At 61.0% G+C, this 20,753-nt stretch carries 20 protein-coding genes; 6 read left to right on the top strand and 14 right to left on the bottom strand.

From position 1 onward, the window contains the following. The first annotated feature begins 117 nt into the window (after positions 1-117). On the top strand, positions 118-486 hold the full coding sequence (locus tag B5F88_RS03785) for a BlaI/MecI/CopY family transcriptional regulator (protein ID WP_087341775.1): 369 nt from the start codon (positions 118-120) through the stop codon (positions 484-486). Continuing rightward, entirely contained in the window at positions 479-2,851 is a 2,373-nt protein-coding gene (locus B5F88_RS03790) for a M56 family metallopeptidase (protein ID WP_087341777.1), read from the top strand. Before B5F88_RS03785 ends, B5F88_RS03790 begins: the two co-directional genes overlap by 8 nt. Here B5F88_RS03790 and dinB read toward each other — a convergent pair. The 8 genes from dinB to csaB all read right to left on the bottom strand — a co-directional run bounded on the left by dinB (position 2,814) and on the right by csaB (position 11,516). Continuing rightward, entirely contained in the window at positions 2,814-4,082 is a 1,269-nt protein-coding gene (gene dinB / locus B5F88_RS03795; RefSeq protein ID WP_087341779.1) for a DNA polymerase IV, read from the bottom strand. The genes B5F88_RS03790 and dinB overlap by 38 nt on opposite strands. Positions 4,083-4,141: 59 nt before the next feature. Further along, positions 4,142-5,329 carry a DUF2812 domain-containing protein gene (locus B5F88_RS03800; RefSeq protein WP_087341781.1) on the bottom strand — a complete coding sequence of 396 codons (1,188 nt, stop codon included), beginning with the start codon at positions 5,327-5,329 and terminating at the stop codon, positions 4,142-4,144. 39 nt (positions 5,330-5,368) lie between these two features. Continuing rightward, positions 5,369-6,034 (bottom strand): DUF2812 domain-containing protein, encoded by a 666-nt coding sequence (locus tag B5F88_RS03805; RefSeq protein ID WP_087341783.1) that lies wholly within the window; start codon positions 6,032-6,034, stop codon positions 5,369-5,371. After that, positions 6,031-6,342 (bottom strand): helix-turn-helix transcriptional regulator, encoded by a 312-nt coding sequence (locus tag B5F88_RS03810; protein WP_087341785.1) that lies wholly within the window; start codon positions 6,340-6,342, stop codon positions 6,031-6,033. Before B5F88_RS03810 ends, B5F88_RS03805 begins: the two co-directional genes overlap by 4 nt. A 117-nt stretch (positions 6,343-6,459) precedes the next feature. Further along, a complete protein-coding gene (locus B5F88_RS03815; protein ID WP_087341787.1) occupies positions 6,460-7,113 on the bottom strand; it encodes an HAD-IA family hydrolase in 654 nt (217 codons plus the stop codon). Between the two features lie 56 nt (positions 7,114-7,169). After that, positions 7,170-8,162: an inorganic phosphate transporter gene (locus B5F88_RS03820; protein WP_087341789.1), complete on the bottom strand. Its 993-nt coding sequence runs from the start codon at positions 8,160-8,162 to the stop codon at positions 7,170-7,172. A 51-nt stretch (positions 8,163-8,213) separates the two neighbouring features. After that, positions 8,214-9,287 (bottom strand): glycosyltransferase, encoded by a 1,074-nt coding sequence (locus B5F88_RS03825; RefSeq protein ID WP_087341791.1) that lies wholly within the window; start codon positions 9,285-9,287, stop codon positions 8,214-8,216. A 6-nt stretch (positions 9,288-9,293) separates the two neighbouring features. After that, entirely contained in the window at positions 9,294-11,516 is a 2,223-nt protein-coding gene (gene csaB / locus B5F88_RS03830) for a polysaccharide pyruvyl transferase CsaB (protein ID WP_087341793.1), read from the bottom strand. 114 nt (positions 11,517-11,630) lie between these two features. On the opposite strand from csaB, the gene B5F88_RS03835 reads away from it, so the two are divergent. Genes B5F88_RS03835 through B5F88_RS03845 form a run of 3 tightly spaced genes read left to right on the top strand, consistent with a single transcriptional unit; the run spans position 11,631 to position 13,194 of the window. Next, a complete protein-coding gene (locus tag B5F88_RS03835) occupies positions 11,631-12,140 on the top strand; it encodes a DUF4330 domain-containing protein (RefSeq protein WP_087341795.1) in 510 nt (169 codons plus the stop codon). 60 nt (positions 12,141-12,200) lie between these two features. Next, the gene (locus B5F88_RS03840; protein WP_087341797.1) at positions 12,201-12,770 is read left to right on the top strand and encodes a phosphatase PAP2 family protein; all 570 of its coding nucleotides are present in this window, start codon (positions 12,201-12,203) and stop codon (positions 12,768-12,770) included. 46 nt (positions 12,771-12,816) lie between these two features. After that, positions 12,817-13,194 (top strand): metal-dependent transcriptional regulator, encoded by a 378-nt coding sequence (locus tag B5F88_RS03845; RefSeq protein WP_087341799.1) that lies wholly within the window; start codon positions 12,817-12,819, stop codon positions 13,192-13,194. Positions 13,195-13,396: 202 nt separating this feature from the next. On the opposite strand, the gene B5F88_RS03850 is transcribed toward B5F88_RS03845, so the two are convergent. Beyond that, a complete protein-coding gene (locus B5F88_RS03850; RefSeq protein WP_162612105.1) occupies positions 13,397-15,259 on the bottom strand; it encodes a hypothetical protein in 1,863 nt (620 codons plus the stop codon). Beyond that, entirely contained in the window at positions 15,148-15,630 is a 483-nt protein-coding gene (locus B5F88_RS03855) for a hypothetical protein (protein ID WP_087341805.1), read from the bottom strand. The genes B5F88_RS03850 and B5F88_RS03855 overlap by 112 nt, the downstream gene beginning before the upstream one ends. Before the next feature lie 256 nt (positions 15,631-15,886). Here B5F88_RS03855 and B5F88_RS03860 point away from each other — a divergent pair, with 256 nt between their 5' ends. Further along, positions 15,887-16,381: a nitroreductase family protein gene (locus B5F88_RS03860; protein WP_087341807.1), complete on the top strand. Its 495-nt coding sequence runs from the start codon at positions 15,887-15,889 to the stop codon at positions 16,379-16,381. A 315-nt stretch (positions 16,382-16,696) separates the two neighbouring features. Here B5F88_RS03860 and B5F88_RS03865 read toward each other — a convergent pair whose 3' ends face one another. Genes B5F88_RS03865 through B5F88_RS03880 form a run of 4 tightly spaced genes read right to left on the bottom strand, consistent with a single transcriptional unit; the run spans position 16,697 to position 20,563 of the window. Next, entirely contained in the window at positions 16,697-17,722 is a 1,026-nt protein-coding gene (locus B5F88_RS03865) for an ABC transporter substrate-binding protein (protein ID WP_087341809.1), read from the bottom strand. Between the two features lie 41 nt (positions 17,723-17,763). Continuing rightward, on the bottom strand, positions 17,764-18,516 hold the full coding sequence (locus B5F88_RS03870) for an ATP-binding cassette domain-containing protein (RefSeq protein ID WP_087341811.1): 753 nt from the start codon (positions 18,514-18,516) through the stop codon (positions 17,764-17,766). A 2-nt stretch (positions 18,517-18,518) separates the two neighbouring features. Then, a complete protein-coding gene (locus B5F88_RS03875) occupies positions 18,519-19,496 on the bottom strand; it encodes an iron chelate uptake ABC transporter family permease subunit (RefSeq protein ID WP_087341813.1) in 978 nt (325 codons plus the stop codon). Further along, the gene (locus B5F88_RS03880; RefSeq protein WP_343286452.1) at positions 19,493-20,563 is read right to left on the bottom strand and encodes an iron chelate uptake ABC transporter family permease subunit; all 1,071 of its coding nucleotides are present in this window, start codon (positions 20,561-20,563) and stop codon (positions 19,493-19,495) included. The genes B5F88_RS03875 and B5F88_RS03880 overlap by 4 nt, the downstream gene beginning before the upstream one ends. Between the last annotated feature and the right edge of the window lie 190 nt (positions 20,564-20,753).

The raw sequence follows: 20,753 nt of genomic DNA on the forward strand, positions 1-20,753 counted from the left end.
GGCGCACAGCATTTGCTGTGCGCCAGTTTTTTGCCTTGACACAAGAGGTTTGTTCTGATAAACTAGCCTCATAAAAGAGGTTTCTTTAGACAAACCAAACGAAAGGCGGGGTGCAAGATGGAAGATTTCAAGCTGTTCGATGCGGAGTACAAGCTGATGGAGCTGTTGTGGGAGCGCCAGCCCATCAACTCCACCGCGCTGTCCCGGCTGTGTCAGGAGAAGCTTGGTTGGAAGAAGTCCACCACCTTCAACCTGGTGCGCAAGCTGGGGGAGCGGGGGATTTTAAAGAACGAAAACGCCACCGTCACGGCCCTGATCCAGCGGGAGCAGGTGCTCCGCCGGGAGAGTGAGGCGGCGGTGGCCAAGTCCTTCGGCGGCTCCCTGCCCAACTTCGTGGCCGCCTTTCTCAGCGGAAAAAAGCTCTCCCACCAGGAGGCGGAAGAGCTGCGGCGGCTGATTGACGAGAGCGAGGCGCGCCATGACTGAGCTGTTGGCAGCGGTAGGGGGCATGAGCCTCACCGCCGGCCTTACCGCTCTGGTGGTGCTGGTTCTGCGGTGGGCGCTGGTGCGGCTGAGGGCCCCGGCCTTTGTGCGGCTGCTGCTGTGGGCGGTGGTGCTCTTCCGCATGGTGTGCCCCGTCAGCTTCACCAGCCCCTGGGGGGCCGCCGCCCTGGTGGAAGAAGCGCTGCCCACCGCGGCCCAAGTGCAGGCCACCCAAGAGCCTGTGCAGCAGCCGGGCACGGTGGGCGTCCCGGCCATCTCCCCGGCGGAGCCCCTGCCGGAGGACGCCGTGGTGGAGCTCACGCCCATGGAGCCGTCGGAGGTGCCGGAATCCCAGCTTTCCCCCATGCTGCCGCTGTCCGTTTTGTGGCTGGCGGGAGTGGCCGTTCTGTGGGGCTGGTGGCTGTATGCCCACCGGAAGCTGAAAAAGCGGATGGAGACGGCGGTGCGGGTGGCGCCCGGGGTTTTGGAGAGTGATCAGTCCGGTCCGCCCTTCGTCCTGGGCTTTTTCCCGCCCAACATCTATCTGCCCCAGGGGCTGGAGGAGCCTCACCGGAGCTATGTCCTCTCCCATGAGCGGTTCCACCTGTGCCGGGGGGATTTTCTGTGGAAGCCCCTCTTCTTTCTGGCGGCGGCGGTCCATTGGTTCAACCCGGTGCTGTGGCTGGCCTGGCGGCTGTTCTGCCGGGATCTGGAGGCCTCCTGCGACGAGGGGGTGCTGAGCAACCTGCCGGAAGGGGAGCGCACCGGCTACGCCCGGGCTCTGCTGGCCCTGGCCGCCCCCGAGACCAGCCGCCTGCCCGCCGCCTTCGGGGAGCACGACGTATCCCGCCGGGTGAAGGGGGCTCTGTCCTACCGAAAGCCTGCCATCCTTGCGGCAATTATTCTGGTCATAGCCGCTGTGGGCGTTGGCCTGTGGCTGGCGGCGGATTCCACCGGCGGGGCGGGTCTGCCTCAGTCGCCGCCCACCGTCACCCTGTCCCTTGACCATCGCCAGGCGGAGCTCACCGCCGCGGACTGGGACGGGGAGACGCCCCCGGATCCGGCGGAGCTGCTGGCCGACGCTCCCTTGTTTACAGATGACTACATCTGGTCCCACAACGCCGGCCTGAGCCTGTCTGGCCAGTCCCGCCCCACGGAAGGGACTTATACCGACTACCTGCTTCAGGATGGCCAGTGGATGGAAGGGCACAACGGCTCTATGACGTATACAATCGCACTCCAGCCCCGGGCGGACTCGGCAGGGAAGGGGACGGAGGAGCGGGGGGTGGTCTTTACCTATACCTGGAAGGAGGGCTTTGCCACCCGCTCAGCTACCTATGCCTACCGCCTCCTGGTGCCCTCTGTGCGGGAGGACCAGGTGTTGGAGGAACCGCTGATGGTCTCCGTCGGCACCATCCTGCCGGTCTGTGAGGGCGGACCGTCGGAGTTTGGCTCCATTGTGGTTCAGGGCAATCTGTGTACCCTGCCTATGGACGCCATTCTTACCGTCAACGACCTCTCAGAACCCTTCCAGTCCACCGAGCTTACGCTCTATCTGCTGGACGAGAGGTATGGTGTGGCGGACCAGGCCCCGGTGGGAGGCAGCAGCGGCGGCAAGGAGCGGGAACAGGTGTACTCCGCCTTTGGCTTTCCCCTGAACCTGGAGGAAAAGGGCTGGTGGAAAGGAGAGGATCTGCTGCTGGGGGTGACGGTGGCATATACCTGGCCGGACGGGACCCAGACCCAGTGGAGCACCGTCTTTTGGGCGGTGCCGGAGGAGGAACTGCCCGGTCAGCCTGCCGCCGGGGAGGAGATTACCGTGCGCCTGTGGCCGGACCCCGCTCAGGGGGAGGACACCACCGGTGTGTCCATCTATGTGCGCAATGACCCGGAGCTGGAGACCAGCCAGATGGGGGTGTGGGTAAATGGTGTGACCTCCTGGTTTGATACAGGCGCGCTCCTGTCCGGTCAGCATGCCTGGGCAACGCCAGGCTGGGCTGACCTGGACGGGGACGGGACAGACGAGCTGGCCATTATCCGGTATGAGGGACACGGCACGGGGGCGAGCCTGGAAGCGCTCCACGTGCTGGAACCGGGTGAGGGCGGCGGCTATGCCCTGGCAGCCACCTTCACCCTGGGCGAGGAGGAGGCGGCATGGGTGGAGGCCACGCTGAAGGAGCTGGGGCTGGATCCGCTCTCCTGCGGCTATATCTGCTATTTTCCCGATCTCTTTACCGTGGATATCGGGATCTGCGACCCGGTCAACGGCCCGCCCCTGGGCAATTATGTGGGTACGCTTACCTGCACACTGGCCTACGACGGCCAGAGCCTCACGTTGACCGACCCGGTGTATGTCCCGACGGCCTGACATCCTCCGGCGGTCCCGGCGGGATGGGCCGCCGGTCTCCCCGCCGGAGATTGGAGGCGGAGGAGATGGCCTCCCGGCCAAATTTGTCCCGGATGCCGTCCATGGCCTTTTCCAGCTTCTCCAGCTTGTCCCTCCGGGGGGCGGCATTGGCGGCGAACAGATTGAGCTGTTCCCCCGCGTCACCCTCCTCCACCAGATTCTGCGCGGTGATGGTGAGGGCCCGCACCGGGGCCTTTTCGTTCCACGCCGCCCGCACCAGCGCCATGGCCGCCTCCACCAGGTCCCTTGAGACGTAGGTGGGGGCGGCCAGCCGCGTCTGGCGGCAGATATCCTTGAAGTTGGGGTCCCGGATGGTGACCTGTACGGTGGTACACTTGAGGGCGTGCTTGCGCAGCCGGGCGGCCACCTCGTCGGCCAGCTCGGACAGGGCGGTGCGCAGCTCTGCCCATCCCACCAGATTCCGGGGAAAGGTGAGGCCGTTGCCCACCGATTTGGGCCCCGGCATGTCCCGGGCGGGGATTACCGGGCTGTGCTCCGCTCCGGTGGCATAGTCGTGGAGGGTGTAGCCCCCCTTGCCCAGGATCTCCCCCAACGCCGCCCGGTCAAACCGGGCCAGATCCCCGATGGTGCGTACCCCGTAGCCCGCCAGCACCCGGGCCGCCGCCCGCCCCACAAACAGCAGATCGGTCACCGGCAGGGGCCACAGCAGCTCCTGATAATTGTCCCGGGAGACGACGGTGGTGGCGTCCGGCTTTTTGTAGTCGCTGCCCATTTTGGCAAAGACCTTGTTGAAGGATACCCCCACCGACACGGTAAGACCCAGCTCCTCCCGCACCGCCCGGCGGATCCGGTCGGCCAGCCCCTTGCCGTCGGTGTGGAACAAATGGAGGGTGCCCGTCACGTCCAGCCAGCTCTCGTCGATGGAAAAGGGCTCCACCAGGTCAGTGTACCGCTCATAGACGGCGTTGACCTGTTTGGAGTATGCCCGATACTTGCCGTGGTGGGCGGGGAGGAGGATCAGGTCGGGGCACTTCCGCCGGGCCTGCCAGATGGTCTCGGCGGTCTGGACCTTATAGGCCTTGGCAGGCTCATTTTTGGCCAGAATGATGCCATGGCGGCTCTCCGGGTCGCCGCACACCGCCACCGGCTTGTCCCGCAGTTCCGGGTAGTCCAGCAGCTCCACCGAGGCGTAAAAGCTGTTCAGATCACAGTGGAGAATCACCCGCTCCATCCCATCACCCCCTTTACTTCTAGGATATCACGCTTCCGCCTGGAAGTCAAACGGATGTTCTAACCCTGGAAGGAGATCAGTTCTTCCAGCAGCTCCGGGCGGCTGGTCAGGTCCTGATTGCCGGAGTAGCTCAGGTAGACCACCACATTGCCCTTTTGGAGAAAGAGCCGCTGGCCGGGCCAGTGGGTGTCGGTGGCCAGTACCGCCCGGTCAAAGCCGGAGAGGGTAAGCTCTTCCACGTCATAGTCATCGGGGGAATAGTAGTGCTGGGTGTGCTGGTACACCAGCTCATCCAGCAGCGGGGAGGCCAGGAAGGGGAGGGAGAGCCGGTACCAGCGGGTTGTCAGCCGGGGTTCATAGTCTCTGCCGTCGGTGAGCTTTTGGATGATCTCATACTGCGCCGGGGCCACCAGGGTGCAGGCAAAGGAGACGTAGTTGTTCCGGTCCTGGCCGTCGGTCCAGCGGCCGTCCACCAGGGGCTCCAGCGCCGGGTCATCTTCCAGCTCCGTCAGAGACAGGGTGGGGACGGGCTTGCTCAGACCGTCCAGCTGCCCTTCCCAGGCGCGGGAGGTGGTGACCACCAGAACGGCTGCGTAAAGGACCGTCAGGGACAGGACAATCCAGGTCAGTACCCGCTGAAAATGAACGGCGGACCGCCAGCTTCCGTCCCGGCGAGGCGGCAGCCCCTCCTCCAGCCGCCTGCGCAGCCGGAAAAAGGAACGGTATGCCTGGACAGTCATGGCGGTAGAGAGTAAATCCAGGAGGATCACAAGCAGGTTGCCGCTGGTGGGGCTTTCCACCAGCCAGGTAAGAATGGGTGTGGAGAAAAGGAAAAAGGGCAGAAGGACAACGGCCAGCATCACCAGGGTCAGGGTGGTCAGCAGGATACAGGTTCGCTTGGCCCGCTTTGCTACCTGTTCCAGGGCGTAGCTCTGCACCACCGGGTCGGTGTGCAGCTCCGGTGCCTCCGGGTCAAAATTGACATACAGGTCGAAGTATTGCACCAGGCTGCCCGCGTACTCCCAGCCCAAGGTCCTGCAATAGTCCCGGTTTTCCCGGCTCCACAGGTTTCCGGCGGGGTCCAGCCGGTAGCGGACATGGGCGGGCTTCCCCCGGCGGAACACGATACCCAGGGCCCAGGGGCGTTCAAAGAACAGGCCCTTTTGGGCCATGGCTTCCAGCCAGCCCTCGAAATGGTCCATGTCGATGGGGTCCAGACACATCCATTTCCGCACTGTATCCTTCATGGTGATTCCTCCCGTGCTTTTAAAAGTTGAGCGCTCAGATCAGGACAGAGGAAGGGCCGCCAGAAGTCCCAGCTCCAGGAGCAGCACAGCCAGACCCACCAGGATGGGGAGCGTTCTCCAGCCCATGCTCCGCCGCCAGCTGCCGTCCCGCTGGGGCGGCAAGCCCTCTGCCAGCTGCCGACGAAGCCGGAAGAAGGAGATGTAGGTCCGTATCTCTTGGGCCAGGACAAACAGGTCAAAGACCAGCAGGCACAGATTTGGGAAATTGGCGATCTCCGCCTGCCGGGTGAGGACGGGGAAGAGGACGGCGGCCAGCAGCAGCAAGGTCAGGGCGGCCAGCCCGCCCAGGTACCAGCGCAGCCGCTTGCCCAGCAGGTCCAGCGCATAGCTCTGCACCACCGGGTCGGTGTGGAGCTCCGGGGCCTCCGGATCAGGGTTGGCGTAGAGTTCAAAATGCTGCCCCGCCTGACCCAGATAGTTCCAGCCCAACTCCCTGCAGTAGTCCTTGCTCTCCCGGGTCCACAGCCGCCCGGCGGGCTCCAGCCGGTAGCGTATGGCGGCGGGCTCCCCCCGGCGGAACACCACGCCCCAATAGGACATCCGCTCAAACAGCAGTCCCTTCCGGGCCATCTCCTCCAGCCAGCCCTCAAAGTGGTCCATGTCCAGCGGCTCAATATAGATCAACTTGCGTATGATGTCTTTCATTGCCCTTCCTCCTCCGCGTCGCTCAGGCAGGCCCGCAGCCGGGCCACCTCCTCCAGATAGCGTCTGCGGCCCTCATCCGTCAGAGTATAAGTCCGCCGCCGGCCGTCCACTGCCGTCTCCCGGATCAGGTTCTCCTCCTGAAACTTAGCTAGAATGGTGTACAGGGTGCCGGGGCCCAGCCGGACCCGGCCTCCGGTACGACCCTGCACCCAGTCGGCCATCTCGGTGCCGCACCGGTCCTCCCGCAGCAGGGACATGAGCACGTAAAACATGGACTCGGTCAGCAGCTCCAGGGTCTTGCGGCCCATCTTCCTCACCTCCTGATATCGTGTCTCGATATCGTCTGTGGATATTATAATATCGTCTCTCGATATTGTCAAGAAAAAAGCCGGGCCGGCGAGATCGCCGGCCCGGCTTTTCATCCATTATGCCTCCAGAAGCAGTTCAGCCAGCTCCTCCCGGTTGGCCACGATAGTAGCAGCTCCGTGCTCGAGGAGGAAGGCCTCGTCCCGGAACCCCCAGCTCACCGAGATACAGGGCAGGCCAGAATTTTGGGCAGTCTGGATGTCTACGTCGGAATCGCCAATGTACACCGCGCCTTCCGCCTGGCTTCCCAGCTCGGCCAGGGCCCGGAATACGGTGTCGGGGGCGGGCTTGCGGGCCACCCCTTGGGATTCCCCGATGGCCACCTCCACCCGGTCTCCGAAATAGGCCTGGCACAGACCCTTCACTGCGCCGTCAAACTTATTGGATACCACCGCCGTACGGATTCCCGCCGCCCGGAGCCGGTCCAGCAGCTCCAGCACCCCGGGGTAGGGGGCGGTCTTGTGCTCCATATTCACCAGGTAGTGGGCCCGGAAATCGGCCAGCACCTGATGCTCCAGGGCCTCGTCCGTGCCCTCCGGCACCGCCCGGTGGATCAGCAGCCCCACGCCGTTGCCCACGAAGCGGCGGACCTCCTCCACCGTGCGGGTGGGCAAGTGGTGGAGCGCCAGGGCGTAATTGGTGCTGTCGGCCAGGTCCTGCAGGGTGTCCAGCAGGGTGCCGTCCAGATCGAAAATGGCGGTATGATACTTCATAAAAGGTCGCCTCCTGTCCCATAATGGGGAATTCCCGCGGAAGGCAGTATATCACATCAGGAGCCAAAGAGAAAGAGCTTTGCCAGGAAAAAACCCAGCAGGCCGCAGCCGGGAAAGGTGAACAGCCAGGTCAGCGCGATCCGGCCGGCCACCCGCCGGTCGGCTCTGGAGCCGGCCCCCAGGACGGCGGCGGTTTTGGCGTGGGTGGTGCTGACGGGCAGGCCCAGCAGGGTGCAGGCCAGCAGGCAGGATCCCCCGCCCAGGTCGGCGGCCAGCCCCTGCCTGGGACTCAGGCACACCATCTCCCGGCCCACCGTGTCGATGATCCGACGGCCGCCCAGGGCTGTGCCCGCCGCCATGACTCCGGCGCACAGCAGGGTCAGCTCCAAAGGAATGGAGAAAATCCTCTGCTGAGGCAGAACGGGGGAGAGGGAGAGCCCCAGCAGCAGGATGCCCAGACATTTCTGGCCGTCCTGGGCGCCGTGGAGGAAGGCCATGGCCGCCGCGCCCCCCACCTGTCCCCGGCGGCACAGGGCGGGAGAGGGGCGGAGTAGGGTCAGAGCCCGCCGGAACAGCCGTCCGGCCAGCCAGCCCAGGCACACCGACAGGGCCAGGCCCAGCAGGATCCTGGCCCAGGGGCCGGGGTGTACCGTGCCGCCGGGCAGGGCCAGGGCGGCGCCGGTGACGGCGGCGGCCAGACCGTGGCTTTCGCTGGTGGGGATGCCGAAGCGCCAGGCGGCGGTGGACCATAGCACCACGGCGCACAGCCCGGCGCACAGGGCGGAGCGGGCGGCGGGTACGTCCGCCCCAAAACCGGCGATGGAAAACAGAGTTTCGGCTACCACCGGGGAGAAGGCCACGGCCCAGCCCAATCCCAGCAGATTGCACAGGGCGGCCAGCCCCACCGCCCGCCGGAAGGGCATGGCCCCGGTGCACACCGCGGTGGCGATGGCGTTGGGCGCATCGGTCCAGCCGTTGACTGCCACCACTGCCAGCACCAGCAGGCAGGTCAGGGCGGTCACCGGATGGGACAGGATCGCGGTCAGCATAACATTCACCCCCGTCCCATTTTACTGGAACGGGGGTGGGGATATGCGCGACTAATACAGGCCGATGGCGGCCAGAATACGGGCGACCTGCTGAGCCCGGACCGACCAGGCGGCGCTGGCGCCGTGCTCCTGGCGGCGCAGGCGGGCCCAGTCGCCGGTCTCGGCCAGGGCCCGGCGGCACAGACGGGCAAATTCCTCCGGGGAATGGGCGCCGTAGACCACGTCGGGGAAATGCTCCACCTGTTCGGGGTAAAACATGGACACGGTGGGCTTGCCGGAGGAGAGGTATTCGTACACCCGGGTGGGAATGATGTCGTCATACTGCTCCGACCAGCGCTGGAGGTTGAGGCAGACGTCAAACCGGGCCAGGTAGTCAGGTACCTCCACCGGCGGGCGGCGGCCCAGAAAACGCACATTGGGGAACCGTTTCAGATGGCGGACCATAGGGCCGTCCTCCACCCGGCCCAGAAAGACAAAGGTGCAGCCGGGCAGTTCCCCGGCGGCGGCGGCCACCGGCGCCAGGTCCAGGTCCTCCCATACCACCCCGCAGTAGCCCAGCACCGGGCCGGGGATGCCCGCCAGCTCCCGGGGACACTCGGCGTTGGGCCGGGTAAACATCAGGTGGTTGACCCCGTTGGGCAGGATGGCGATATTGTCGTTGCAGGGGGCCAGGTGGTGCCTCAGCCCGGGGGAGGCGGCGAAGATCACGTCGGCGGCCAGGGCCAGATCGCTTTCCCACACCGGAGAAAAGTCCTCCCAGTCCCGGTAGCAGTCGTACACCACGCCCCGGTGGGGCAGGTATTCCAGCAAGTGGACCTGCTCCGGGGAGGTACACCACAGCAGCGGCTCCCGGAACCGGTGCCGGTCCATCCGCCGCTGGATATAGTTGGCCAATTTGCGATAGTGGCGGCGGAACAGCAGCCGGTGCCGCTCCTCCGCCTCCAGCACCGGCGGGAGGGTGTAGACCGTCAAACCGGGCCGCATGTTCCGGCCCGGGTCCTTCCAGCGTCTGCCCGGCGGCTCAAAAAAGAGCACCTGGGCGTCCTTCAGCCGGATCATCAGCTGCTGGGTACGGGTGGGAATGGTACGCCAGGGGGTACAGGAGAGGCAGAGGATCTGTTTCAAGGCCGCTCACCTCTCCAGGAGTTTGCGGGCGGTCTCGCTGTTGCGCTCCTCGACCCGGCGCAGCCGGTCCACGCCGCCGGACAAAAATTCCTGGTCCCCAATGCGGGCGCAGGCCCCGTCGATATAGTGCCGGAGTCCCTCCGCCGTTACCTCTCTCAGGTCGGTATAGAGATCCTGCCCGATATAGGAGAGGAAGGAGCTGATCTTCTGGTCGTATACCACGCCCACCAGCGGGACGCCCTGCCCCGCGGCGAATACCAGGGCGTGCAGGCGCATGGACACCACCACCTGCATCCGGGCGAACAGGCCGATGGTGTGGCTGGAGCTGCCCGTCTCCTGCAGGATATAGTGGGGGGCCTTCATATACTGGGCGGCGGAGCGGGCGGCGGCCACGTCCAGACGCCGCTCAATGGGTAAAAAGACGGGGGTCAGGCCATACTTCTCGTAGGCATAATCCGCGGCGGCGGCAAAGATTTGGGCCTTTTCCTCAAAGCCCGGCCAGGGCCGCAGGGCAAAGCCAATATACTTTCCCTTGGGGTCGATGCCCTGACTTTCCAGAATGCCGTCGATGGCCTGCTCGGGGGAGGGGGGGAGGATGACGGTGGGGTCGGCGGAGAGGATGATCTCCGGCGCGGTGACCTTCATATCCTCCAGCTCGTCCTTGGAGTGGGTATCCCGGAGGGTGATGGCGTCCACACTCTTCTGCAGGACCCGGGAGGCCCGCTGGCGGTTGGCGGGGGAGTGGATGGGACCGATGCCGCAGCCGTACATCATCACCTGGTTGCCCAGTCGTTTGGCCCAGGAGATGGTGAACAGGTAAAACCACAGGGAGCGGTGGCTGGTCACATCCTGCATCAGGGAGCCGCCGCCGTTGATATACAGCTTGGTCTTGCGCATCCGCCACAAAAATTTGGGGAAGGCAAAGGTGTAAATGGAGTTGACCCGGTAGGTAAGCCGGGTGCTCTCAGGATTGCGGGAGAGCACCCACACCGGCAGGTCGGGGTCCACCTGCCGCAGCTCGGTGACAATGGCCTCCAGAATGGCGTCGTCTCCGGCGTTGCCCCGGCCGTAGGCGCCGCACACCAGGGCCCCGTCCCGTCGGCCGGTCTTGCGGCCCTGGCGGCGGAGGATGGCCTGGTAGATGGAGAGCTGCCGCTGAAGGGTACTCTCCAGAGAGTAGTCCTCCCTGGCCCGCTGATAGAGCCGCTGGCCGATGTGGCGGCGCAGCTCCGGATCCTGGGCCAGGGTGATCAGATGGCGGGCCAGGGCCTGATCGTCTCCCGCCTCAAAGAGAAAGCCGTGGACGCCGTGCTCAATGAGGTAGGGCACGCCTCCCACCCGGCTGGCCACCGTGGGCAGTCCCGCCCGGGCTCCCTCGGTGAGGGAGTAGGGGAAGGTCTCGGACAGGGAGGTGAGGGTGTTGATGTCCAGGGCGTTGTAGAAGCTGTCGGTGTCGGTGACCCAGCCGGCAAAGCACACCTGCTCCGCCACCCCCAGCTCCCGGGCCAGGTTTTTGAGCATGTCCATCTGCTCGCCGTCGCCGGCGATGAGCAGCCGCAGATTGGGGCAGGTCTCATGGGCCAGGGCAAAGCCCCGTACCAGGGTGGCGATGTCCTTCACCGGGTTGAGCCGGGCGGCGATACCCACCACCACGCTGTTTTCATCCGCCTGCAGCCCCACGCTTTTCCAGTAGGCCTCCCGGGTCATGGCGGGGGTGCGGGGGGTGAAGTCCAGGCCGTTGTAGATGGTGAACAGCTTGTCCGGGTCAAACTTGCGGGAGATCAGCAGGTTGGTCATGGCGTCGGATACGCCGATGCGGTAGTCAAGACGCCGCAGCGCGATGGTGTTGATGGTGCCGTAGGAGACGCGGGAGAAGGGGCGGCCCAGGTAGTCCAGCCGGTAGTCCGAGTGGACGGTGGTGACCACCGGCAGGCCGGTGGCCTTCCGCAGCAGGGCGCCCATCATGTTGCCCCGGGCGCCGTGGCAGTGGATGATCTGATAGCCGCCCTCCCGGATCATCTGCTTCAGGGTGCGGAAGGTGTGCAGCAGATTGTGCCCGGGCAGAACCACGGTGGAAATGCCCAGCTCCCGGGCTTCCTGGGCAAAGGGACCCTCCATAAAGCACACCATGGTTACCTCAATGGTGCGGGAGAGATTTTGAAGCAGCGAGTGGACGTGGGTTTTGGCCCCGCCGCTGTCGCCGCCGGAGATCAGGTGGATGACCTTCATGGATTGGAAACCTCCAAAGAAAGTACTTGTCGGGCTGTGGGGAGATATGGTACAATACCCGAGTACCATTGTACCAACGATACCGTCAATTTACAACCTCGGAGGCTACAAAAGATGATAGACGAAAAGGGAAGACTCTTTGGAAAGATCAACATTGTGGATCTGCTGGTGATTCTGGTCATTGTAATCGCCGCGGCGGTGCTGGGCGTCAAATTCCTGGGCCCCAACAGCACCATAGCCGTCAACCCCAAGACCACTCAGGTGACCTATAAAGTGCTGGTGGAGAGCGTCCAGCCCGAGGTCTATGAGAATATCCAGCAGTATATTCCCTCCACGCTGATGGCCTCCGGCGAGCTGCTGGACGGCCAGGTAATCGCGGTGGAGGCCAAGCCCCACACCACCAACGCCACCGTCAGCGCCAGCGGGGACATGCTGCTGGTGTCCACCGACAAGCAGCTGCTGGACCTGACCTTTACCGTTGAGTGCAACGTGGTCAACACCATCACCTCGGAGATCGGCACCCAGGAGGTCCGTTTGGGCAAGAGCCACATTATCAAAACCGATAAATTTGAGATGAGCTCCGGCACCATCACCTACTGCGTGTGGGGCGAAGAGGCGGAATAATATGACACCAGACAGGGGCGGCAGATGCGCCGCCCCTGATTTTTTATTAGGAGGATTGCTATGCCGGAATGGTTTCTCGCAATAGACGGCGGCGTGCTGCTGTGGATTCAGGAGACGCTGCGCTGCGCTGTGTGCAACGGTATTCTAAGCGTGTATACAAAGCTGGGCGACGCGGGCATGCTGTGGATCGCGCTGTCCGTACTGATGCTCTGCTTTCGGAAAACCCGCAAGGCGGGACTGGCCAGCCTGCTGGCCATGCTGCTGGGGCTGCTGTGTACCAATGTGGCCCTCAAGCATCTGGTGGGCCGGGCCCGGCCCTGGTTGTCGGTGGAGGGACTGGTGCCGCTGGTGGAGGAGCACGACCCCAACTCCTTCCCGTCGGGCCACACCTGCGCCGCCTTTGCCGCCGCCTCCGCCTGGTGCCGTACGCTGCCCTGGCGGTGGATGAAGGTGATCGCCGTGGTATTGGCCGCCCTGATGGGCTTTTCCCGGTTGTATGTGGGGGTCCATTTCCCCAGCGATGTGCTGGCGGGTATGGCGGTGGGGCTGCTGTGCGGCTGGCTGGCCTGCCTGCTGTGGCGGCAGGTGCCCGCCTGGCGGAGGCTGGAGCCGCCTTGCCAAAGGGACTGAGTTATGTTACACTGTAAAAAAGCTCCTGCCGGAAAGGAGAAGGGCCATGAACATTTACGAATCCGCCGAAAATTATCTGGAGACCATCCTCAGCCTGCATGAGACCCAGGGGCTGGTGCGATCCATCGACATCGCCAACCACCTGCATTTTTCCAAGCCCAGCGTCAGCGTGGCCATGAAGAAACTGCGGGAGAGCGGTTATATTGAGGTGGACAAGGAGGGCTATATCTCTCTGCTGCCCGCCGGGGAGGAGATTGCCCGCCGGATCTATGAGCGGCACAAGCTGCTTACCCAATTTTTCATCCATCTTGGCGTCAGTCCCGACGTGGCGGCGGCGGACGCCTGCAAGATTGAACACGACCTCAGCGAGGAGACCTTTCAAAAGATCAAGGAGCACGCCCTGGGTAGATCACCCCAGGCATAAAACAGGATGCGGACAGCTCTCCTTAGCACATGATTTCTCTCCACTTCATCCAATCGACTATTGGTATAAACAGGAACACAAATGTGCTGCTTTAACTCAAATATATCATAAATGGAGCGCAGGATTTACCCGCCATTTTGATACCAACAGTAAGGAAGCAGGGACCCAAGAGGGTCCCTGCTTCCTTACCATTAAATTAGTCTTATTGCTCAGCACCGCTGTTGAACAGAGGTGCAAGCGTATCGGCATAGGTCTCGAAAATCTCTAGCAGAACGCTGTCCCAGTGGCGGGCATCCTGCTCTTTGGTGCCAAACACATAATCCTCCTGACCGTAGTCGATGGCATCAAAGCCGGGGATGGCTTTGCTGGCTCCGGCGGTGCGGTAGGCAGCCGCGTCGGCCAAGGAGAAGGAGACTGTTCCATCCTCATAGCTGACCCAGCCGGTCAGATCAGTGCCGGTGGCCTCGGTGGCGGTGCCGTTGACGGTCTGAGGCTCAGCGGCGGCCTTGGTGATAGCGGCTGCGCCGTTCACATATTCCCCGTACATCTGATCCACATACAGGCTGAAGGAGTCACCCAGCACTTCAGAGGGCACATGTCCGCCGTCCCACTGCCATTCGATCGTAGCATCAATCCCGGCATTCAGCATGGCGATCTGAAGGTTCAGGGAGTTGAGCATGGAGATGTCGCCCTCCGCCGCGCCGCAGAGCATTCTCACCCAGGTCGGATTTTCTGCATCCTCCGCACTGATATAGTTCAGGGGGTTATAGAGCTCCACCAGGTTGTTGCCGTATTGATCCCCAGCCTCGATGCTTTCAATGTCGGTGCGGTAGGCCTCCACCATCTCCTCATAGGTGGCGTAGTTGTTGGAGTCCACACTGCTGCCAGCGGCTTGGGTGGTGCCGGCATCAGGTGTGCCCACGATCATCTCATGGTTGCCACCGCCGTTGCCACGGTCCATCTGACCGTCTTTCCAATCTGGCATCTGGCCATCAGCGCGTTCAGGCAGCTGCTCCGGGTCAAATTCCGTATCGCCTTTGCCGTCCATTCCACCGGCCATCATGCCGCCGCCCATGCCGCCTGTTGAACTTTTGGCATAGCGGCCCTCCAGAAAGGCCTCCGCCTTGTCCTGTACGGTCATGGCGGCTACCTCCTCATCAGTGAGAGCGTTGCCGTCTGCGTCAAACCAGGTCCAGCCTTCGGCGTAATCCCGACTGTCCACATACCACTGGAGATTCGCTGTGAACTCGGCCAGATACAGATCCAGATAGGTTCCGTAGTAGCCGTTGGTCTCGGGGTATGCCTCGGGGTCATACTCAATGGTCAGGGCGACGGAGTCCTCCAGATCCCCGTCGCCGTTGAGGTCAAAGCCCACATCGGACTCATTAACGGAGAGGTTCTGCTCGTTGATATGCTCCATATAGGCTGCGGACAGGTACTCAGCCAGCTGAGCCTGGAACGGGGTGGAAAAGCCGTATTCCGCATCCAGGTCATACTCGAAGGCCATAGCCATATCCGCCTCCGCCAGGGAGGTGATAGGACTGTACGCGATGCAGCCCCAGGCCCCGTCGGAGATCTCGTAATCCGTACTACCAATAGTAACGGCGGTAGAGTAGCCGCCGTCCTCGGTATAGTAAATACCCACTGCGCCGGCAGCGATCTCATAGTCGTAAAAGTCGGGATCATTGGAGGTAACAGCGAACATCACCGCATGGGCACCGCCGCCAGAGCCGCCGGTGGAAACCATATAGTTTACGCTGCCCGGCAGGTTGCCCAGCAGGATGTTGTACTTTATGAACCGGGCTGCGTTCTTCTGATCCACCAGGCAGGAGGGGGCGTCGCCGGTATAATATGTGTTTCCGTCCTCATCAGTGGCGGTGTCCTGCTTGCCCCGGTTGCCGCAGGACACATTGATATATCCGTCGGACGCGTAGGTGGTGGACGCCAGGGAGTTCATCTGGGAGCCGTATCCAGCCGCACCAGTGTTGAGGATGACAGGGGCAGTAGCTGCGGTGTAGGTTTGGCCGTTGGTACTGGTAATCTGGGCCTCATAATCGATAACCAAGGAGCCGCTGACGGCTTCTCCCCGGCCTCCCTACTGGTCACATCGGCAGAGTTGTCTCCGTCAGTGTCAATGCCGGTAACATAGGCGCCTGGAATACAGGCGGAAACGCCCTGCTGATCTGGCAGTTCCGGATAGACCACAGCGGACACAATAGACATGACCCAGGCATCAGCGTCCGTATTGTAGGTCCAGGTCAGATCGGTGTTATTGGCCAGATTTAAAGTCTCCTCAATATACGCTTTTTCTTCGGCATCGGCCACGGCTGAAGTGGTTTCTTCGATTTCCGCTCTCAATGATTTCTGACCGCAGGCGCACAGTCCTGCCGTCAGGGACAGGGAAAGCAGCAATGCGGTGACTTTCTTACAATACATAAACGAGCCTCCTGTTTTTTTGGTGGTCCTATCATACCATGCTGTAAATTAACTGTACTTTAATATCCGAAGATAGATGTGGCGAAAATTTGTCTCCCATAAAAGCTGTGAGAGCACAGCGCTGTGCGGTGCTCTGTCAACATCAGGAACTTGACAATGCGAACTTTATTATGATAAACTGTTATATAACGAGTGGCGTAACTGCGTAAATCCAGTTACGCCGCTCATTTTATTTTTTCAATGGAGGAAGATACATATGAACGAGATTTTTCGCAGGGTCAGCGTTCGTCGTTTTCAAGATCGGCCTGTAGGAGGGGAAAAAACAGAACTGCTGCTTCGTGCTGCCATGGCGGCTCCATCTGCCGGAAACCAACAGCCCTGGGAGTTTTATGTCGTTACCAACCGAATGCGGCTGGGAGAACTGGCTGCCTGCAGTCCCTATGCCGGCTGCCTGAAGAATGCGCCTCTGGGCATCGTGGTGTGCTGTCGGAAAGACTGTCCTATGCCGGAGTATGCCCAGATCGACTGCTCTGCCGCAATCGAAAACCTGCTCCTGGAGGCAGTGAGTCAGGGACTGGGGGCGGTGTGGCTTGGCGCCGCGCCTTTGGCGGAGCGGATGGAGGCTGCCCGGCAGGTACTGCGGCTTCCGGAGCATCTGGATGCGTTTGCATTTATAGCCTGTGGCTATCCCGCGGAGGAGCGGCCCTGGCAGGACCGGTATGACCCAGCCCGTGTTCACGGAATTTCGTGAGGTGGCCGGGCCGGAAGTTCAGAAGCCATCTTCCGGCGCGGAACATGACCACGGAGAGATTGGCCTGAACAAAATAGGCAGCATGCCTGTGCCTCGGCTGCTGCTGAGTATGGCGGTCAACGCCCTAATTCTTGCTTTCCCTTGTCGGAGGGGGACATGGAGCTGTATGTTACAGTCCTGTGCATCGTTGCGCTGGGGCCAACATCTTTCCTGTCGCTTGAATAGCTATCAGGCCAGAGGATCCAATGCGTATCCTCTGGCCTGTTGATGTATTGAGGCTGCTTATGGCTTAATAAAAAGTCCAGGCAGCTAATTTCACGAGACCGACAGTTCGCTTTCCAGGTCGGACAGCATGATGTCCAGCGCAGTAATGCCACCCTCAGCGGTATACCAAACGGCAGGGTGGGCCAGATAGACGAGATGGCCGTTCTTGTAGGCGTCGGTACTCATCACCAGTTCGTTTTCCATGATCTCCTGGGCCAGCTTTGCCCCGTCGGTGCCGATGGCGGCATCACGGTCCAGAACGAAGATATAGTCGGGTGCCTTCTCCACAATGAACTCAAAAGATGCCTCGTTGCCATGGGTGGAGGTGTCGATGTTGGCGTCCACGCCAATATTTTCGAAACCAATTTCGCGTCCAATCATGGAGCAGCGGCCGTCATTGCCCAGCACATTGTAGCTACCGCTGGTGACCAGTCCCACGATGGCGGTCTTGCCGGCGGCAAATTCGGACAGGGTGGTGATCCGGGCGTCAAAATTGGCCATCAGCTCATCCACCTTGTCCTCCAGACCAAACATGGAGGCAATGGTGGTAGCGTTCTGCCGCACGCTTTCCACTACGCCAAGCTCGGTATCAGTGGCCAGGTAGACCACAGGAGCAATCTCGCTGAGGGCGTCATAACTGGAAGCCAGGCGGCCGCCGATGAAGATGACATCCGGCTCGCATGCCATGACGGCTTCCAGATCGGCCTCCTTGATGGTGCCCAGATTGGCGATATCGTCATTGATGTAGTCCTGAAGATACTCCAGGCTGGTGGATGCGGTGCCTACTACCCGGTCGCCCACACCCAGCGCGTTCAGGATGTCCAGAGAGGCCATATCCAGAATGGCGATGCGCTGAGGGTCGTAGGGCACCTCCAGCTCAGCCGCCTCATGGCTGGCATTGAGGCTGGTGATGGTTACAGTCTCTTGGGCGGCGTTGTTCTGGGCCTCACTGTCGACCTGACCGCCCACGTTTCCGCCAGCCTCGGTGGAGCCGCCGCCGTTCTGTGCGGAGCAGGCCATAAGGCTCAAAGCCATCACGCCGGCCAGGGCAAGAGAAAGCATCTTTTTCAGGTTCATTTTTGGTTGCTCCTTTTCTAAAAGTACTGAAAATAAGGGAATCAATAGTAGATGGACAGGGGTTTGCCCGCAATGGTCAGGATCTCAAAGTCCACCTGATAAATCTGTGACAGATTCTCTTTTGTCATCACCTCCTCCACAGTGCCGAACTTGGCGATTTTTCCGTCCTTGAAGGCACAGATGTAATCAGAGTAAAATGCCGCATAGTTGATCTCATGCAGCACCAAAATCACCGTCTTTCCCAGCTCGTCGCAGAGGCGGCGAACGATTTTCATCATATTGGTGGCGTGGTAAATGTCCAGGTTGTTGGTAGGCTCGTCCAGAAGCACATACTCGGTATCCTGGGCGATGACCATGGCGATCAGCGCCCGCTGCCGCTGGCCGCCGGAGAGCTCGTCGATGAAACGATCCTGAAATTCCTCCAGCTCCATGTAGGCAATGGCCCGATCGATGATCTTCTGATCTTCCGGGGTGACCCGGTTGCCCGAATAGGGAAAACGCCCGAATGTCACCAGCTCTCGCACGGTCAGCTTCATCTGGATGTTGTTGGTTTGGGTCAGGATGGCAAGACGTTTGGAGAGTTCCTTGCTTTTCCATTTGCCGATGTCCTTGCCCTCGAAGTCCACCAGTCCGCTGTCGTGGGCGATAAGCCGGGAGATCATGCCCATGACAGTGGATTTGCCCGCACCGTTGGGGCCGATGAGGGAAATTACCTTGCCCCTGGGGATAGCGAAGGTCACGCCGTCCACCACGGTTTTACCGTCATACTGTTTGGTCAATTCCTGAATTCGCACAATTACACCTTCTTTCTTGTCAGGAGAAGATAGAGGAAATAGAGGCCCCCGCCCACGGTAATGAAAACGCTCACCGGCACGGAATAGGAATACACATGTTCCACGATAAGCTGCCCGCCCACCAGCACGACCATGCCGAACAGTGCTGTACCCAGAATTAACTGGGTGTGCCGGAAGGTTTTGAGCAGCTGACGGGACAGGTTGGCGATGATGAGCCCCAAAAAGGAGATGGGTCCCACCATGGCGGTGGCCACGGCGATGCAGAGGGTCACGCCCAGCAGCAGGCGGCGGATGCAGCGGTCGTAGTCCACGCCCAGATTGATGGCCTGTTCCTTGCCCAGCGTCAGCACATCCAGCAGAGCCAACTCCTTACGCAGGATGAAGATGACACTTGCCAGAAGAATCAGGGAAAAGACGATAATCTCGGAATTGATGTTGCTGAAACTGGCCACCAGGGTATTCAGCAGAGTGTCGTACTCATTAGGGTCCATCACACGGGTCAGCGTCGTCTGAATGCTGCCGAAGAAAGAGGTCAGAACCGTGCCTACCAGCAGCACATAGAGTACATTGTGCTTGGTCTTTTTGAAGATCCAGCTGTAAATAATAGTGGCGGTAATTCCCATGAATACCACGTCCACCGCGAAGGAAAGATTTGCGCTGGATGCGATGATACTGGAGGAGCCCAGGAAAAACACCACCGCTGTGTGGATGAGGGTATACAGGGAATTCATGCCCAGCAGGCAGGGGGTCACAATGGTGTTGTTGATGATGGACTGGAACACCAGAGAGGCTCCGCCGATGGAAAAGGCGGTGATGAGCATGACGATGAGCTTGGGGGTACGGATCTTCATGGCATAGGCCAGGAGTTTGGGATTGGAAAAGTTGACATCCACCAGCATATATCCCGCTGCACAGAGAAGAACGATCGCAGCCAGGATCAGCAGTTTGCGCTGGTTGGAGCGCAAGGCAGCAGTGTTCACTGGTCCGCACCTCCTTTCAGGTTAGGCATGGCGGAGCAGCAGCCTGTCCCGGCGCTGCCCAGGCGGATGGCCTTGCGGCCGTGCTTGAGTCGGTAAAACAGCAGGGCAATGAAGATCAGGCTCCCCAGAATGCCAACGATCAGCTCAATGGGCAGCTCATAGGGGAAGATCACCACTCGACCGATCATGTCGCACACCAGCACGAAGATAGCGCCGAACAGGGCGGTGTCCACCAGCGTGCCCCGGATCTTATCGCCCTTGTACATGGCCACCACATTTGGTACGATCAGGCCGATGTAAGAGACGGAACCCACCACAACCACGATACTGGCAGTGATCATGGCGGCAATGGTGAGTCCGGAGAAGAGAACCAGGTTGTACGGGACACCCAGGTTCTTGGAAAAATCCTTTCCCAGTCCCACAATGTTGAAGTGATTGGCAAAGACAAACGCCAGCGCCACCAGCGGTACCGTCAGCCAGACGATCTCGTACCGGCCTTTCAGCACCAGCGAAAAATGGCCCACCAGCCAGGAGGACAACGCTTGGGTCATTTCGTATTTGTAGGCCAGATAGTTGGTAATGCCGCCGATGACATTGCCGAACATGATGCCCACCAGTGGTACCATCACCACATCCTTGAACTGGATGCGCTGAAAGAACCAGACGAAGATCCAGGTGCCAAGGATCGCCGCGGCAAAAGCGAAGATGGCCCGGCTCCACAGGGTGGATGCCGGCATGAACAGCAGCGCCAGCAGAATGCCGAACTGAGCCGAAGAAATGGTGGCGCCTGTTGTGGGTGACACGAATTTGTTACTGCACAGCTGCTGCATGATGAGACCCGCCACGCTCATGCAGATGCCGGTGCATAGGACCGCCAGCAGGCGGGGCAGCCGAGAGATGATGAAAATTTCCAACTGCTCAAAATTACCTGTCAGAAGCTCACCTGGCGTCAGATCGATGACCCCTACAAACAGCGAACAGCAGGATACGATAAGCAGCAGAACAAGCAGGACAATGGTAGATCGATACGGTCTGATAAGATCCTCCCCTTTCTTTGTGGTTAGCAATAACTAACTTTTGAGCATAAAATGATGCGCAGCGGCGATTGGACTTACCATGCATCACGCACTGCGCGTCGTGCACTCATTATAACACAATGGGTTAGTTGTGTCAAACCGTTTTTAAAAAGCGCCTTGAAGAGATAAAACATACATCAATACCAGTCAGGTTTTGCTTTCTGCAACCGCAACGAAACGG

This window comes from Flavonifractor sp. An306, from assembly GCF_002159455.1.
Lineage (GTDB): Bacteria > Bacillota > Clostridia > Oscillospirales > Oscillospiraceae > Flavonifractor.